Raw genomic sequence first — 15019 nt, 5'->3', positions numbered from 1 at the left:
AGATGTTCCGATATTAACGTGTGGCTTATTTCTTTCAAATGTTGCCTTTGCCATTATTATATTCCTCCTTAATAGATAAGAATCTTCATCTATATCTTAAATTTTAATTAGCTATTTTTTTTACCGATGATGTCTGCTTGAACGCTTGCAGGTACATCTTCATAGTGGTCGAATTGCATTGAATATGTTCCTCTACCTTGAGATCTTGAACGTAGAGTTGTTGAATATCCAAACATTTCTGATAGTGGAACGAATGCTCTAATTATTTGAGCTCCACCTCTTGCGTCCATACCTTCTATTCTACCTCTTCTTGAGTTGATGTCACCAATAACATCTCCCATATATTCTTCTGGAACTGTAACTTCAACCTTCATGTATGGTTCAAGAAGAACTGGTTTCGCCTTAGCCATAGCGTTTTTAAATGCCATAGATCCAGCAATCTTAAATGCCATTTCTGATGAGTCAACATCATGGTATGATCCATCATATACAACTACCTTACAGTCAACAACTGGGAATCCAGCTACTATACCGTTAAGCATCGCTTCTTGTATACCTTGATCGATTGGTGCGATGTATTCCTTTGGAATAGATCCCCCAACAACCTTGTTTTCAAATTCATATCCCTTACCTTGTTCTTGAGGTAAAAGTTCGATGCAGCAATGTCCGTATTGTCCCTTACCACCTGATTGTCTTACAAACTTACCATCAGCCTTAACAGGATTCTTGATAGTTTCTTTGTAAGCAACTTGTGGCTTACCAACGTTACATTCTACCTTAAATTCTCTTTGAAGTCTATCAACGATGATTTCTAGGTGAAGCTCACCCATACCAGCGATGATTGTTTGACCTGTTTCTTGATCTGTCCAAGTCTTAAATGTTGGATCTTCTTCAGCAAGCTTTGCAAGTGAAAGACCCATCTTTTCTTGAGCAGCCTTAGTCTTAGGTTCAATAGCTATGTTGATAACTGTTTCTGGGAATTCCATGCTTTCAAGCACTATAGGAGTGTTTGGATCACATAGTGTATTACCAGTAGTTGTATCCTTAAGACCAACAACTGCACAGATATCTCCTGCTCTTACTTCTTCAACTTCTTCTCTATGATTAGCATGCATCTTAACAAGTCTTCCGATTCTTTCTCTCTTGTTCTTGTTTGAGTTAAGAACGTATGAACCTGAAGTAAGTATACCTGAGTATACTCTTGTAAATGCTAACTTCCCTACGAATGGGTCAGTCATTATCTTAAATGCAAGTGCTGAAAGTGCTGCATCATCACTAGCTTCTCTTGATTCTTCTTCACCATTATCAGGGTTAGTTCCTGCTACTGGTGGAATATCTAGAGGTGATGGCATGTATGCAACTGCTGCATCAAGCATTGGTTGAACACCCTTATTCTTGTATGATGAACCACAAACTACAGGAACCATTTCGTTAGCTATAGTAGCTTTTCTGATTGCAGCATGAATTTCTTCAACTGTTAGTTCTTCACCTTCTAGGTATTTTTCCATTAGAGCTTCATCTGATTCAGCAACTGATTCCATAAGAGCAGTTCTGTATTCAGCAGCCTTTTCCTTAAGGTCTTCTGGAATTTCAGTTTCTTCAACTTCTTTTCCTAGGTCATCCTTGTAGATGATTGCCTTATTTTCGATAAGGTCAACTATCCCTTGGAAAGTTTCTTCCTTACCTATTGGAAGTTGGATTGGAACTGCATTAGCACTAAGTCTATCCTTCATCATGCCTACAACATTGTAGAAGTCAGCCCCCATTATATCCATCTTGTTAACGTATGCCATTCTTGGAACACCATACTTTTCAGCCTGTCTCCATACTGTTTCTGATTGAGGTTCAACCCCACCCTTAGCACAGAATACTGCAACTGTTCCATCAAGTACACGTAGTGATCTTTCAACTTCAACTGTGAAGTCTACGTGCCCTGGTGTATCTATAATATTAATTAAATGACCTTTCCATTGAGCTGTAGTAGCAGCAGAAGTAATTGTTATACCTCTTTCTTGCTCCTGAGCCATCCAGTCCATTGTAGCTCCACCATCATGAGTTTCTCCGATTTTGTGAGTTCTACCTGTATAGAATAGTACACGCTCAGTAGTAGTTGTCTTACCAGCGTCAATGTGTGCCATAATACCTATGTTTCTTACTTTATCTAAAGGATATTGTCTAGCCACAATTTTTCCTCCTCTCGGTTCATGGTTTTGTATAGGTAGCCCCAAACCCTAAACACAATGTGTTTAGGGTTAGAACTAATTAGAATTTATTACCATTTATAGTGAGCAAACGCCTTGTTAGCTTCTGCCATTCTATGTGTATCTTCCTTCTTCTTATATGCTGATCCTGCATTGTTAGCAGCATCTAGTATTTCCCCAGCAACTCTTTCGCTAGCTCTTTTTTCGCCTCTTTTTCTTGCTGCGTCAACCATCCATCTAAGTCCAAGTGTTTGTCTTCTTTCAGCTCTAACTTCTATCGGAACTTGGTAAGTTGCCCCACCAATTCTTCTTGCCTTAACTTCTAGAAGTGGCATTACGTTATTCATAGCTTCATCGAAAACTTCTACTGGGTCCTTCCCAGTTTTTTCTCTGATTATTTCAAAAGCATCGTAGCAAACTCTTTGTGCTACTCCTCTTTTTCCATCCAACATAACCTTGTTTATAAGCTTAGTTACAACTTTGCTTCCGTATATTGGATCTGCAAGTACGTCTCTCTTTGGAACATGTCCTTTTCTTGGCACTTTTCTTCCCTCCTTAACATCAATTATTTTCATCGGTACTCGGCCTTACCTTGGCCGTAAAGCGCTCTGTAAATGCAATCTATATTAAACCCTTGAGGAATTATTTCAATTTGCATTGCACACAGCACATAATTAATACTTAATCAAATTACTTTTGCTTTGGTCTCTTAGCACCGTACTTTGATCTTTGTTGCTTTCTGTCAGCAACTCCAGCGCAGTCTAGAGCACCTCTAACGATGTGGTATCTAACCCCTGGAAGGTCCTTAACCCTTCCACCTCTTATAAGAACAACGCTATGTTCTTGAAGGTTGTGTCCTTCTCCTGGAATGTAAGCTGAAACTTCGATTCCGTTTGTAAGTCTAACTCTTGCTACCTTTCTAAGGGCTGAGTTTGGCTTCTTAGGAGTTGAAGTTTTAACTACTGTACAAACTCCTCTTTTTTGTGGACATTCTTTAAGAGCTGGTGAGTCTGATTTCTTTTGTAGACTTGCTCTACCTTTTCTAACTAGCTGATTAATAGTTGGCATATGTGCACCTCCTTCCAAATTTAAGCACAAATATATAGTAAGCTATTATTTAATAGCTACATAGCATATCACTCTTTGATTATACAAGCTGTTGCTGCACCAACATCTATGTTGCAAAGTAGTCCAAGCTTTTGCATTGTAGGTATAGTTATAACCTCAACCCCCTGCTCTTTACAACAGTCGACTATTGGTTTGATTACCTTTTGATCTGCATTTTCAGCTATATAAACAACTTCAACCTTAGAGGCTTTAATAGCCTTTATAGTTTGCTTTGCACCAACGATTCTGCTGCTGGGCAGTTTCTCTACCATTATATATCCCCCTCTTCATTATAACAAGACTTTTCTTGTCAATTTTCGAGGTAATTAAGTTAAGTGTGGACGGTAGCATTTTAATAATGCACCGTCTTTTTCACACAAACTTAATTCTAACACCTAAAGCATTCAGTGTCAATAATTATACTTCTTCTTCAACTTCAATAGTTTCTGTTTCTGGTTTATCACTTCCAACTTGAATGCTTCTATATCTAGTCATTCCTGAACCTGCTGGTATTAACTTACCAATAATTACATTTTCCTTCAGACCAACAAGTGGGTCAATCTTACCCTTAATTGCTGCATCTGTAAGAACTCTGGTAGTTTCTTGGAATGATGCTGCTGATAGGAATGAGTCAGTAGCAAGTGCTGCCTTAGTAATACCAAGCAGAGCTGTTTTACCAACTGCTGGTCTTAATCCTTGAGCTTCAGCCTTTGCATTTTCTTCTCCAAACTCGAACATATCAACTAAGCTACCATGTAGAAGATCTGTATCTCCTGGTTCTTCTATCTTAATCTTTCTAAGCATTTGCTTAACTATAACCTCAAGATGCTTATCGTTGATATCAACCCCTTGAAGTCTATATACCTTTTGAACTTCTGATAGAAGGTAATTCTTAACGCCTTCAACACCCTTAATTTGAAGAATGTCATGTGGGTTAACAGAACCTTCTGTTAGAACATCCCCTGCTTCTATCTTTTGTCCATCGAATACTCTAATTCTTGAACCATATGGTATTAGGTATGATTTTTCTTCACCTGAATCAGATATAATTGCTACTGTTCTCTTCTTTCTTTCTTCAATAACCTTAACAACACCAGCAATTTCACTAATAATTGCAAGTCCCTTTGGCTTTCTAGCTTCAAATAATTCTTCAACTCTAGGAAGACCTTGGGTAATATCCGCACCGGCAACCCCTCCTGTATGGAAGGTTCTCATTGTAAGCTGTGTTCCTGGTTCACCGATAGATTGAGCAGCAACAATACCTACTGCTTCACCTATGTTAACCTTTTCAGCTGTACCCATGTTCATACCGTAACAATGTGCACATACACCATATCTAGTAGCACAAGTGAATACACTTCTTATACCAACTTCTTCAATTCCAGCAGCTACAACCTTGTCTGCAAGCTTATCTGTAATGAATTCATTAGCTTCAATAATTAATTCACCTGTTTCAGGGTGTTTGATAGTCTCAAGTGTGTATCTACCAACAAGTCTATCCTTAAGGCATTCAATAGCCTCGTTACCTTCTTTAATTTCCTTAACATATATACCCTTAGTAGTTCCGCAGTCTTCTTCTCTTACAATAACATCCTGTGATACGTCAACAAGTCTTCTTGTTAGGTATCCTGAGTCTGCTGTTCTAAGTGCGGTATCCGCAAGACCCTTTCTAGCACCGTGTGTAGAAATAAAGTACTCAAGAACATTAAGTCCTTCACGGAAGCTCGCTCTGATAGGAAGTTCTATGATCTTACCTGATGGGTTAGCCATAAGCCCTCTCATACCACAAAGCTGTCTAATCTGGTTCTTTGAACCTCTGGCTCCTGAATGGGCCATCATGAATATAGGGTTATATTGGTCAAGACTGTTCATAAGAGCATCTGTAACCTGTTCTGTTGTCTTAGTCCAAGTGTTAATAACTTTTTCGTATCTTTCTTCCTCAGATATGAATCCTCTTCTAAACATCTTTGTAATGTTATCAACAGCTGAATCGGCTTCTTCAAGAAGAACTTTCTTTTCATCTGGGATAATCATATCAGATACAGAAACAGTTATAGCTCCTATTGTTGAGTAATGATATCCTAAAGACTTAATCTTATCTAGTGTTATAGCTGTTGCAGTTGGCCCATGCTTCTTATAAACCTTTTCAACTATATCACTTAGTTTCTTCTTGTCTACAAGGAAATCAATTTCAAATTCAAATATATTATCTGGGTTTTCTCTATCAACGAATCCGATATCCTGTGGAATTCCTTCATTGAATAGAATCTTACCTACAGTTGTTTTTACAAGTTTATGCTTGATTTCACCATCTATTTCTTTCTTAACCTTTACATGTATTGGAGCGTGTAATCCAAGCTCCTTAACTTGATAAGCAAGAATAGCTTCCTGTGCAGATGAGAAATACTTACCTTCACCTGGTTCATTTGGTTTCTCTATTGTTAGATAATAAGAACCTAGTATCATATCCTGTGAAGGAACTGCAACTGGCTTACCATCTGATGGCTTAAGTATATTGTGAGCTGCAAGCATTAGGAATCTTGCCTCTGCTTGAGCTTCAACTGATAGTGGTACATGTACCGCCATCTGGTCCCCGTCAAAGTCGGCGTTGTAAGCTGTACATACAAGTGGATGAAGCTTAATTGCACGTCCTTCAACTAGAATAGGCTGGAATGCCTGAATTCCAAGTCTGTGTAGAGTTGGGGCACGGTTAAGAAGTACTGGATGATCCTTAATTACTTCTTCAAGTATATCCCAAACCTGAGCATTAACTCTTTCAACCATTCTCTTAGCATTCTTTATATTATGAGCAACTCCCTTTTGAGTAAGTCTTTTCATAACAAACGGCTTAAATAGTTCAAGAGCCATTTCCTTAGGAAGACCACATTGATATATCTTAAGTTCTGGTCCAACAACGATAACTGAACGTCCTGAGTAGTCAACACGCTTACCAAGAAGGTTTTGACGGAATCTACCTTGTTTACCCTTAAGCATATCAGAAAGTGACTTTAAGGCTCTATTTCCAGGTCCTGTTACTGGTCTACCACGTCTTCCATTATCTATAAGTGCATCTACAGATTCTTGAAGCATTCTCTTTTCATTTCTAACAATGATATCTGGAGCTCCAAGGTCTAATAGTCTTTTTAGTCTGTTATTTCTATTAATAACTCTTCTATATAAATCATTCAGGTCTGAGGTTGCAAATCTACCACCATCTAACTGTACCATTGGTCTAAGATCCGGTGGTATAACTGGTATTACATCTAGAACCATGTTAGCTGGATTATTTCCAGACTTTCTAAATGCTTCTACAACTTCTAGTCTCCTAATTGTTCTAACTCTTTTTTGACCTGTACTTCTTTCAAGTTCTATCTTAAGTTCCCCTGAAAGACCTTCAAGGTCTATTTCAGCTAGAAGCTCTTTAACAGCTTCAGCTCCCATTCCTGCTCTAAAGCTACCATATCCATACTTTTCTATTGCTTCTCTGTATTCCTTGTCATTAAGAAGTTGATTCTTAACAAGGCCTGATTCCATAGGATTAATAACAACATAAGCTGCAAAGTAAAGTATTTTTTCAAGTGATCTAGGTGACATATTAAGGATAAGTCCCATTCTTGATGGAATACCCTTAAAGTACCAGATGTGAGATACAGGGGCAGCAAGCTCAATGTGCCCCATTCTTTCACGTCTAACCTTTGATTTTGTAACTTCAACGCCACATCTATCACAAACGATACCTTTATATCTTACTCTTTTGTATTTACCACAATGACATTCCCAGTCCTTCATAGGTCCAAATATTCTTTCACAGAAAAGACCATCTTTCTCTGGCTTTAATGTTCTATAGTTTATTGTTTCAGGTTTTTTAACTTCTCCCTTTGACCATTCCCTTATTTTCTCTGAAGAAGCTAATCCAATTTGGATGGAGTCAAAATTGTTTAGTTCGAACAAGGGGACATCCTCCCTTCATTTTATAGGTTTTAAATGTTTTTACATATCTAAATTATCTAAATCCTGTGGGTCTACTTCCATTTCCATCATACCTTCAAGTGATATAGCTTCATCATCTATATCATCCTCAGCATATGATGGTAAACCATCTTCCATAACTGGTGCAGTTTCTATTACTGTCACTTCACTATTTTCTTCCATTGTTGCTTGAATTTCTTCAAGATCATCTTCTATATCTTCTCTAATTGATATTTCTTGCTTATCATCAGAAAGCACCTTAACATCAAGACATAGAGATTGTAGTTCCTTAATAAGAACCTTAAATGATTCTGGAACTCCTGGTTCTGGGATATTTTCTCCCTTAACAATAGCCTCATATGTCTTTACACGCCCTACAACGTCGTCTGACTTAACAGTTAGTATTTCTTGTAGAGTATGTGCAGCACCGTAGGCTTCAATTGCCCAAACTTCCATCTCCCCGAATCTCTGTCCACCGAACTGAGCTTTACCTCCAAGTGGCTGTTGAGTTACAAGTGAGTATGGACCTGTTGAACGAGCATGTATCTTGTCGTCAACAAGGTGAGCAAGTTTTAGAATATACATATATCCTACTGTTACTCTATTATCAAATGGATCTCCCGTTCTTCCATCGTATAGAACAAGCTTTCCATCCCTATCAAGTCCTGCCATTTCAAGACAATCTTGGATGTCAATTTCTGATGCACCATCAAATACTGGTGTTGCTACATGCCATCCCATTCTGCTTGCTGCAAGACCTAAGTGAACTTCAAGAACCTGACCGATATTCATACGTGATGGAACCCCTAGTGGGTTAAGAACTATTTCAAGTGGTCTTCCATCTGGCATAAATGGCATATCTTCAGCAGGTAATACTCTAGAGATAACCCCTTTATTACCATGACGTCCCGCCATTTTATCTCCAACTGAAATCTTTCTCTTTTGAGCAATGTAAACTCTTACTAGTTCATTAACTCCTGGTGGAAGTTCATCTCCCTTTTCTCTATTAAATATCTTAACATCTACTATGATACCAGATTCACCATGAGGTACTCTTAGTGATGTATCTCTAACTTCTCTAGCCTTTTCTCCAAATATTGCTCTAAGAAGTCTTTCTTCTGCAGTAAGTTCTGTTTCTCCCTTAGGAGTAACCTTACCAACAAGAATATCTCCTGATCTAACCTCAGCACCTATTCTTATGATACCTCTATCAGTTAAATCCTTAAGAGCATCTTCTCCGATATTTGGAATATCTCTAGTTATTTCTTCTGGTCCAAGTTTTGTATCTCTTGCTTCACATTCATATTCTTCAATATGTATTGAAGTAAATACATCCCTCATAACTAGATTTTCTGAAATTAGTATAGCATCTTCGTAGTTGTAACCTTCCCAAGTCATGAATCCCATTAGTATATTCTTACCAAGGGCAATTTCTCCAAGATCTATTGAAGGACCGTCAGCAATTATATCTCCCTTTTTAACATCATCGCCTTCAGTAACGATTGGTCTTTGGTTAATACAAGTACCTTGGTTAGATCTCTTAAACTTAATTAGTCTATATGAATCTATCTTACCGTCATCATCTCTTCTTATTTGAATGTTATCTCCTGTAACCTTAACAACTTTACCGTCAGCTTTAGCAAGAGGAATAACCCCTGAGTCTTTAGCCGCTTGGTGCTCAATACCAGTACCTATTATAGGAGCTGCTGGCTTGATTAATGGAACCGCTTGACGCTGCATGTTTGATCCCATAAGTGCACGGTTGGCGTCGTCATTTTCTAGGAACGGTATCATAGCTGTAGCTACTGAAACTAGCTGCTTAGGTGATACGTCCATAAGGTCAACTTCTGTAGGAGAAACAACAAGATTCTCATGTTTTGCTCTTACAGTAACTCTCTTATCAACAAAGCTACCATCTTCATTTAGTGGCTCATTAGCCTGAGCAACTATATATTGATCTTCCTCATCAGCTGTAAGATAAACGATTTTGTCTGTAACCATACCGTTTTTCTTATCTACTGCTCTATATGGTGCTTCTATAAAACCATACTCATTAACCTTTGCATAAGTTGCAAGTGAGTTTATAAGCCCGATATTAGGTCCTTCTGGAGTTTCTATTGGACACATTCTACCATAGTGTGAGTGATGAACGTCTCTAACTTCGAATCCAGCTCTTTCTCTTGAAAGACCTCCAGGTCCTAGTGCAGATAGTCTTCTTTTATGAGTAAGTTCTGAAAGTGGATTTGTTTGATCCATGAACTGTGATAACTGTGAACTACCAAAGAACTCCTTAATAGAAGCCACTACAGGTCTTATATTAATTAGCGCTTGAGGAGTTACAACTTCAAGGTCATGTATAGTCATTCTTTCCTTAACTACTCTTTCCATTCTTGAAAGACCAATTCTAAATTGATTTTGAAGTAATTCTCCAACTGATCTAAGTCTTCTATTTCCTAAATGATCAATATCATCTACATATCCTATTTCATATGATAAACCAAAACAATAACTTATTGTCGCTAAAATATCATCCTTAACGATGTATTTAGGGATAAGCTCGTTTAACTTTGACTTAATATTTTCCTTAACTTCTGCTTCATCACTAAACTCATTAAGTATAGCCTTAAGAGTTGGATAATGAACCATTTCTCTAATATTAAGATCTGATAGGTCATATGGTAATCCAATCTTATGTATATCAACAAAATTATTACCTATAACTCTAATTCTATTGTCTTCTACTAAAACGTCTACTGCATTGATTCCTGCATTTTGAATTGCTAGTGACACTTCTCTATCTATCTTTTGTCCTTCTTCAACAAGAATTTCTCCTGTTTCTGGATGTGAGATAGTATCAGCTGCAACTTGATTTAAAATTCTATTTGCAAGAGCAAGTTTTTTATTGTATTTATATCTACCAACCTTTGATAAATCATATCTCTTTGGATCGAAGAATAAACTTTCTATTAAAGCAGTTGCACTTTCAACTGTTGGAGGCTCACCTGGTCTTAGTCTCTTGTATATTTCAACTAGACCTTCCTCTACTGTTTTTGTGCTATCCTTCTCAATAGTTGCCTTTAGACTTTCAGTTTCTCCAAAGAACTGAACAATCTCGCTATCACTTCCAAGTCCTAGTGCTCTTATAAACACTGATAGAGGAAGCTTTCTTGTTTTGTCTATTCTTACATAAACAATATCATTTGAGTCTGTTTCATACTCAATCCATGCACCTCTGTTTGGAATAACAGTTGCTGAATGTAAATTTTTACCAGACTTATCAATAGTCTTTGAATAGTAAACACCAGGAGATCTAACTAACTGGCTTACTATAACTCTCTCAGCCCCATTGATAATGAAAGTTCCTTGGTCAGTCATTAATGGGAAGTCTCCCATGAAAACTTCTTGATCCTTAACCTCACCTGTTTCCTTGTTGTAAAGTCTAACCTTAACCTTTAGAGGAGCCGCATAATTAGCGTCTCTTTCTTTAGACTCTTCAACTGAATACTTAACATTATCATAATCAAGCTTGTAGTCGATGAATTCTAGAACCAAATTACCTGTATAATCAGTAATTGGACTAACATCTCCGAATACTTCCTTTAGACCCTCAGCTAAAAACCACTTGTAGGAATCTATTTGTAGCTCGATTAGGTTTGGCATATCTACTACTTCTTTAATCTTTGAGAAACTCATTCTAGTTCTCTTGCCAACCTTAACAGGATGTACCATTAAAATCTCACCCCTTATGCAAAGTTAAATGACTAAAAACCTTATAATAAGAGACTTAACGTCAATTAGTCATTTTCATATTTTTCATAATTTTATTTTGATATATAAGTCGTATGAGGAAAATAAACACAAATTCCCCCATTATCAGCATTTAAATATACTATCATACCTTATACCTTATGTCAAGTAGCATAAATCCGCCGCTTTCATTTAAGTTTAGGTAATACAAGCATAGATATCAATTTTATAAACTTTGTTACTATACTATACCACAATTTGCATTTTTCGTATAATAGCACTCCTTTTATAAAATAGTTATCTATGCTTGCATTCTTAACTCTATAGTCTTTCAATAAAATAGGTGCTGAAATTTCAGCACCTATTAATTAAACTGTCAATTAATTACTTAACTTCTACAGTTGCTCCAACTTCTTCAAGCTTAGCCTTAAGAGCATCAGCTTCATCCTTGCTGATACCTTCCTTAAGTGTCTTAGGAGCTCCGTCAACTATTTCCTTAGCTTCCTTTAGTCCAAGACCAGTTACTTCTCTAACTGCCTTGATAACCTTAACTTTTTCTGATCCAGCTGAAGCTAGAACTACGTCGAATTCAGTCTTTTCTTCTACTGCTGCTCCTGCTGCTGCTCCTGCAACAACTACTGGTGCTGATGCGCTAACACCAAACTTTTCTTCACATTCCTTAACTAGTTCATTTAGTTCAAGAACTGACATTTCTTCTATCGCTTTGATTATATCTTCTCTTGTCATGATAATTTACACCTCCAAAAATTTTAACTCGCAATTAATATTACGCGTTTACTTCTTCCTTCTTTTCTTTTATAGCATTTACTAAGTATACAAAGTTTGATACTGGAGCCTTCATGCTGCCAAGTAGCTTTGCAATAAGAACTTCCTTTGGTGGAACCTTTGAAAGTTCTGTAACTTTTGCTGTATCGAACGCCTTACCTTGAACTATACCAGCCTTAAGCTCGATAGCCTTATTCTTTTCAGCGAATTCAGCAAGTATTCTTGCTGGAGCTGTTGGATCTTCGTAACCGAATGCTACAGCTACTGGTCCTTCTAGGTATTCATCTAAATCAAATCCTAATTCTTTTACCGCTCTTGATGTTAGTGTGTTCTTTACAACCTTATATTCAATACCTGCTTCTCTCATTTTCTTACGAAGCTCAGTATCTTGCTCAACAGTTATACCAATGTATGAAGTTAGTATAGCCGCTTCTGCCTTTTGGAACTTTTCAACTAGTTCGCTAACCTTTGCTTGCTTTATAGCTAAGTTTTTGTTGCTACCCATTTTACACACCTCCTTGTTTTTTGGTTAGTCCTTCATAAAATATGAAAGACCTCTCCGTAGACGTAGAGAGGTCAAAATTTCTTATCTGAAACCTCGGCAGGTTGGTATCCCGTTACGCCAATTGGCACCCACTGTCTACGGTATATATTCTAATTTATATCACTAGAGTATAATATCAAATTCCCTGGAACTTGTCAACATAATTCTACTATAAAATGTAGATTAAGCTTCAAGTACCTTAGTTGGGTTGATCTTAACTCCAGGTCCCATTGTGCTAGCTAGAGCAACACTCTTAACGTATTGTCCCTTAGCAGCTGCTGGCTTAGCCTTAATAATAGCTTCCATTAGAGTCTTGAAGTTATCAGTTAGCTTTTCAGCTCCAAATGACTTCTTTCCTATTGGAACGTGAACTATAGCAGTCTTATCAACTCTATATTCTACCTTACCAGCTTTAATTTCAGCAATAGCCTTAGCTACATCAAATGTAACTGTTCCTGACTTAGGATTTGGCATAAGTCCCTTAGGTCCTAGTACCTTACCTAGTCTACCTACAACACCCATCATATCTGGAGTTGCAACAACTACGTCAAAACCAAACCAATTTTCTTTTTGGATCTTATCAAGTAGTTCTTCTGCACCTACAAATTCAGCTCCAGCAGCTTCTGCTTCCTTAGCCTTTTCTCCCTTTGCAAATACAAGAACCTTAAGTTCTTTACCAGTTCCGTGTGGTAGTACTACCGCACCTCTAACTTGTTGATCAGCATGTCTTGGGTCAACTCCAAGTCTTACTGATAGTTCTATAGTTTCATCAAATTTAGCCTTTGATGTTTGTAGAGCTAGTTCAATAGCTTCAGCTGTTGAGTAAAGATTGTGCTTGTCAATAAGCTTAGCGCTATCTTGGTAATTCTTTCCTCTTTTCATTACTTTTCCTCCTCTGTGGTGATAACGGCAATGCCTCCCACTAATTTAAAACCTGTAGAATTCTACATGTAATTATTCTGATATTTCGATACCCATACTTCTTGCAGTTCCCTTGATCATGCTTATAGCTGTTTCAACTGAACCTGCGTTTAGGTCTGGCATCTTAAGCTCAGCGATTTCTCTAACCTTATCAATTGAAACTGTTGCTACCTTGTTTCTAATTGAGTTTGCTGCACCGCTTTCAATTCCTGCTGCCTTCTTTAGTAGTACTGCAGCTGGTGGAGTCTTTAGTATAAAGCTAAATGATCTATCTTGGTATACTGTTATTACAACAGGTATAATCATTCCAGCTTGGTTAGCTGTTCTAGCGTTAAACTCCTTACAGAATCCCATAATGTTAACCCCATGTTGTCCAAGTGCTGGACCTACTGGTGGAGCTGGCGTAGCTTTTCCTGCTGCCAATTGTAGCTTAATCATTCCTATTACCTTTTTTGCCATATCTTTTGCACCTCCTTAAAAAGTTAGCTATATTTTTTCAATCTGGTTAAAGTTTACATCTGCTGGTGTTTCTCTTCCAAACATATTAACCAGTACTTTGATTTTTCTTTTCTCAGTGTTTATTTCATCTATTTGTGCTACCACACCTGTGAAACTTCCTGAGATTATTCTAACATTTTCACCAACTTCAAAATCAATATTTTCATATTGTTCTGAAATACCCATTGACTCTGCTTCTGCATCAGTTAATGGAATTGGTTTTGACCCTGGTCCAACGAAGCCTGTAGCTCCTCTGGTGTTTCTAACTACGTACCATGAGTCATCTGTCATTACCATTTTAATCATAACATAACCTGGAAATTTCTTTCTCTTGGTCACTTTTTTCTTAGTACCATTATCTTCTGTTACTTCTTCTTCAGGTACTTGTATGTCATAAATAAGATGATGTAAATCTCTGTTTTCAATTGTTTTTTCCAGATCGGTCTTAACCTTATTCTCATATCCAGAATAAGTATGCACTACATACCATCTTGCTCTTTCCGCCATAACTTAAGGGACCTATGTTCTAAAGGGTCCCCCCTCCTTTAACCAAAGTAATTTAGAATCGCATTTAGCAACACACCAAACACAGCATCCATAGCCCATATTATTAATGTAGCTGCTACTATCGTAAACACTACTACACCCGTTGCCTTTAATACGTCTTCCCTAGATGCCCAGGTTATTTTCTTAAATTCTGACTTTACTTCTTTAAGAAAAGTAAATGGGGAACGTTTTTTCGTTTTCCCGATAACTTTAGCTTCAGCAGCCATTTTTTTCACACCCTTAATAATTCTAAAGATACAAATTACTTTGTTTCTTTATGAGAAGTATGTGCCTTGCAGAACTTGCAGTATTTCTTAAGTTCTATTCTATCAGGGTCGTTTTTCTTATTCTTCATTGTGTTGTAATTTCTTTGCTTACACTCTGTGCATGCAAGTGTTACCTTTACTCTCACCCTCTACACCTCCTAGCTTATGCCAACTAGAAACACCTTAACTTTACATAGTTCTAGTTCAATTTATCACAATTTATATATACTGTCAATACTATACTATTTTATACTATAGTATCGAAGATTTCAACATGTTTTATTTGCTTTTCATGCATTTTTTTTACTTTTAGGCTTTAAAAAGGACTGGGCTAGCCAGTCCTATATATCAATTATAAATTGAAATTTATGGTAACTAGAATTATTCAGCTGATATTGATGAAACAACTCCAGCCCCTACTGTTCTTCCACCTT

At 37.2% G+C, this 15019-nt stretch carries 12 protein-coding genes, 1 pseudogene and 1 other annotated feature; all 13 genes and pseudogenes read right to left on the bottom strand.

What is annotated here, in order from left to right:
* Positions 1 to 107: 107 nt before the first annotated feature.
* Complete coding sequence (fusA, locus tag CLCY_RS05050; RefSeq protein WP_048570056.1) at positions 108 to 2183, bottom strand: elongation factor G; 2076 nt, start codon at positions 2181 to 2183, stop codon at positions 108 to 110.
* 89 nt (positions 2184 to 2272) lie between these two features.
* The gene (gene rpsG, locus CLCY_RS05045) at positions 2273 to 2743 is read right to left on the bottom strand and encodes a 30S ribosomal protein S7 (RefSeq protein WP_048570055.1); all 471 of its coding nucleotides are present in this window, start codon (positions 2741 to 2743) and stop codon (positions 2273 to 2275) included.
* A gap of 148 nt (positions 2744 to 2891) precedes the next feature.
* Positions 2892 to 3269, bottom strand: a complete 378-nt coding sequence (rpsL, locus tag CLCY_RS05040) for a 30S ribosomal protein S12 (protein WP_048570054.1) — start codon at positions 3267 to 3269, stop codon at positions 2892 to 2894.
* A gap of 68 nt (positions 3270 to 3337) precedes the next feature.
* Complete coding sequence (locus CLCY_RS05035; protein WP_048570053.1) at positions 3338 to 3580, bottom strand: ribosomal L7Ae/L30e/S12e/Gadd45 family protein; 243 nt, start codon at positions 3578 to 3580, stop codon at positions 3338 to 3340.
* 145 nt (positions 3581 to 3725) lie between these two features.
* Entirely contained in the window at positions 3726 to 7259 is a 3534-nt protein-coding gene (gene rpoC / locus CLCY_RS05030; RefSeq protein ID WP_048570052.1) for a DNA-directed RNA polymerase subunit beta', read from the bottom strand.
* A 242-nt stretch (positions 7260 to 7501) separates the two neighbouring features.
* Positions 7502 to 11006 (bottom strand): annotated as a pseudogene (gene rpoB / locus CLCY_RS05025) (DNA-directed RNA polymerase subunit beta); the annotation flags it as partial.
* A 402-nt stretch (positions 11007 to 11408) separates the two neighbouring features.
* Positions 11409 to 11771, bottom strand: a complete 363-nt coding sequence (rplL, locus tag CLCY_RS05020; protein ID WP_048570050.1) for a 50S ribosomal protein L7/L12 — start codon at positions 11769 to 11771, stop codon at positions 11409 to 11411.
* Between the two features lie 40 nt (positions 11772 to 11811).
* Complete coding sequence (gene rplJ, locus CLCY_RS05015) at positions 11812 to 12315, bottom strand: 50S ribosomal protein L10 (protein ID WP_048570049.1); 504 nt, start codon at positions 12313 to 12315, stop codon at positions 11812 to 11814.
* Positions 12316 to 12347: 32 nt separating this feature from the next.
* Positions 12348 to 12474 (bottom strand) — a sequence feature (ribosomal protein L10 leader region).
* A 63-nt stretch (positions 12475 to 12537) separates the two neighbouring features.
* Positions 12538 to 13236: a 50S ribosomal protein L1 gene (rplA, locus tag CLCY_RS05010; protein ID WP_048570048.1), complete on the bottom strand. Its 699-nt coding sequence runs from the start codon at positions 13234 to 13236 to the stop codon at positions 12538 to 12540.
* A gap of 72 nt (positions 13237 to 13308) precedes the next feature.
* Positions 13309 to 13734 (bottom strand): 50S ribosomal protein L11, encoded by a 426-nt coding sequence (rplK, locus tag CLCY_RS05005; protein WP_048570047.1) that lies wholly within the window; start codon positions 13732 to 13734, stop codon positions 13309 to 13311.
* 27 nt (positions 13735 to 13761) lie between these two features.
* A complete protein-coding gene (gene nusG / locus CLCY_RS05000) occupies positions 13762 to 14280 on the bottom strand; it encodes a transcription termination/antitermination protein NusG (protein ID WP_048570046.1) in 519 nt (172 codons plus the stop codon).
* 38 nt (positions 14281 to 14318) lie between these two features.
* A complete protein-coding gene (secE, locus tag CLCY_RS04995; protein WP_048570045.1) occupies positions 14319 to 14546 on the bottom strand; it encodes a preprotein translocase subunit SecE in 228 nt (75 codons plus the stop codon).
* A gap of 35 nt (positions 14547 to 14581) precedes the next feature.
* A complete protein-coding gene (gene rpmG, locus CLCY_RS04990; RefSeq protein ID WP_048570044.1) occupies positions 14582 to 14731 on the bottom strand; it encodes a 50S ribosomal protein L33 in 150 nt (49 codons plus the stop codon).
* Positions 14732 to 15019 lie beyond the last annotated feature (288 nt).

The sequence above is a fragment of the Clostridium cylindrosporum DSM 605 genome (assembly GCF_001047375.1).
GTDB lineage: Bacteria > Bacillota > Clostridia > Clostridiales > Caloramatoraceae > Clostridium_AB > Clostridium_AB cylindrosporum.
This window is presented reverse-complemented; position numbering and strand designations above follow the sequence as displayed.

Coding starts and splice junctions, on each gene's coding strand:
- rplJ (WP_048570049.1), bottom strand. CDS start 12,315: ATGGGTAGCAACAAAAACTTAGCTATAAAGCAAGCAAAGGTTAGCGAA.
- nusG (WP_048570046.1), bottom strand. CDS start 14,280: ATGGCGGAAAGAGCAAGATGGTATGTAGTGCATACTTATTCTGGATAT.
- rplK (WP_048570047.1), bottom strand. CDS start 13,734: ATGGCAAAAAAGGTAATAGGAATGATTAAGCTACAATTGGCAGCAGGA.
- rpsL (WP_048570054.1), bottom strand. CDS start 3,269: ATGCCAACTATTAATCAGCTAGTTAGAAAAGGTAGAGCAAGTCTACAA.
- rplA (WP_048570048.1), bottom strand. CDS start 13,236: ATGAAAAGAGGAAAGAATTACCAAGATAGCGCTAAGCTTATTGACAAG.
- CLCY_RS05035 (WP_048570053.1), bottom strand. CDS start 3,580: ATGGTAGAGAAACTGCCCAGCAGCAGAATCGTTGGTGCAAAGCAAACT.
- secE (WP_048570045.1), bottom strand. CDS start 14,546: ATGGCTGCTGAAGCTAAAGTTATCGGGAAAACGAAAAAACGTTCCCCA.
- rplL (WP_048570050.1), bottom strand. CDS start 11,771: ATGACAAGAGAAGATATAATCAAAGCGATAGAAGAAATGTCAGTTCTT.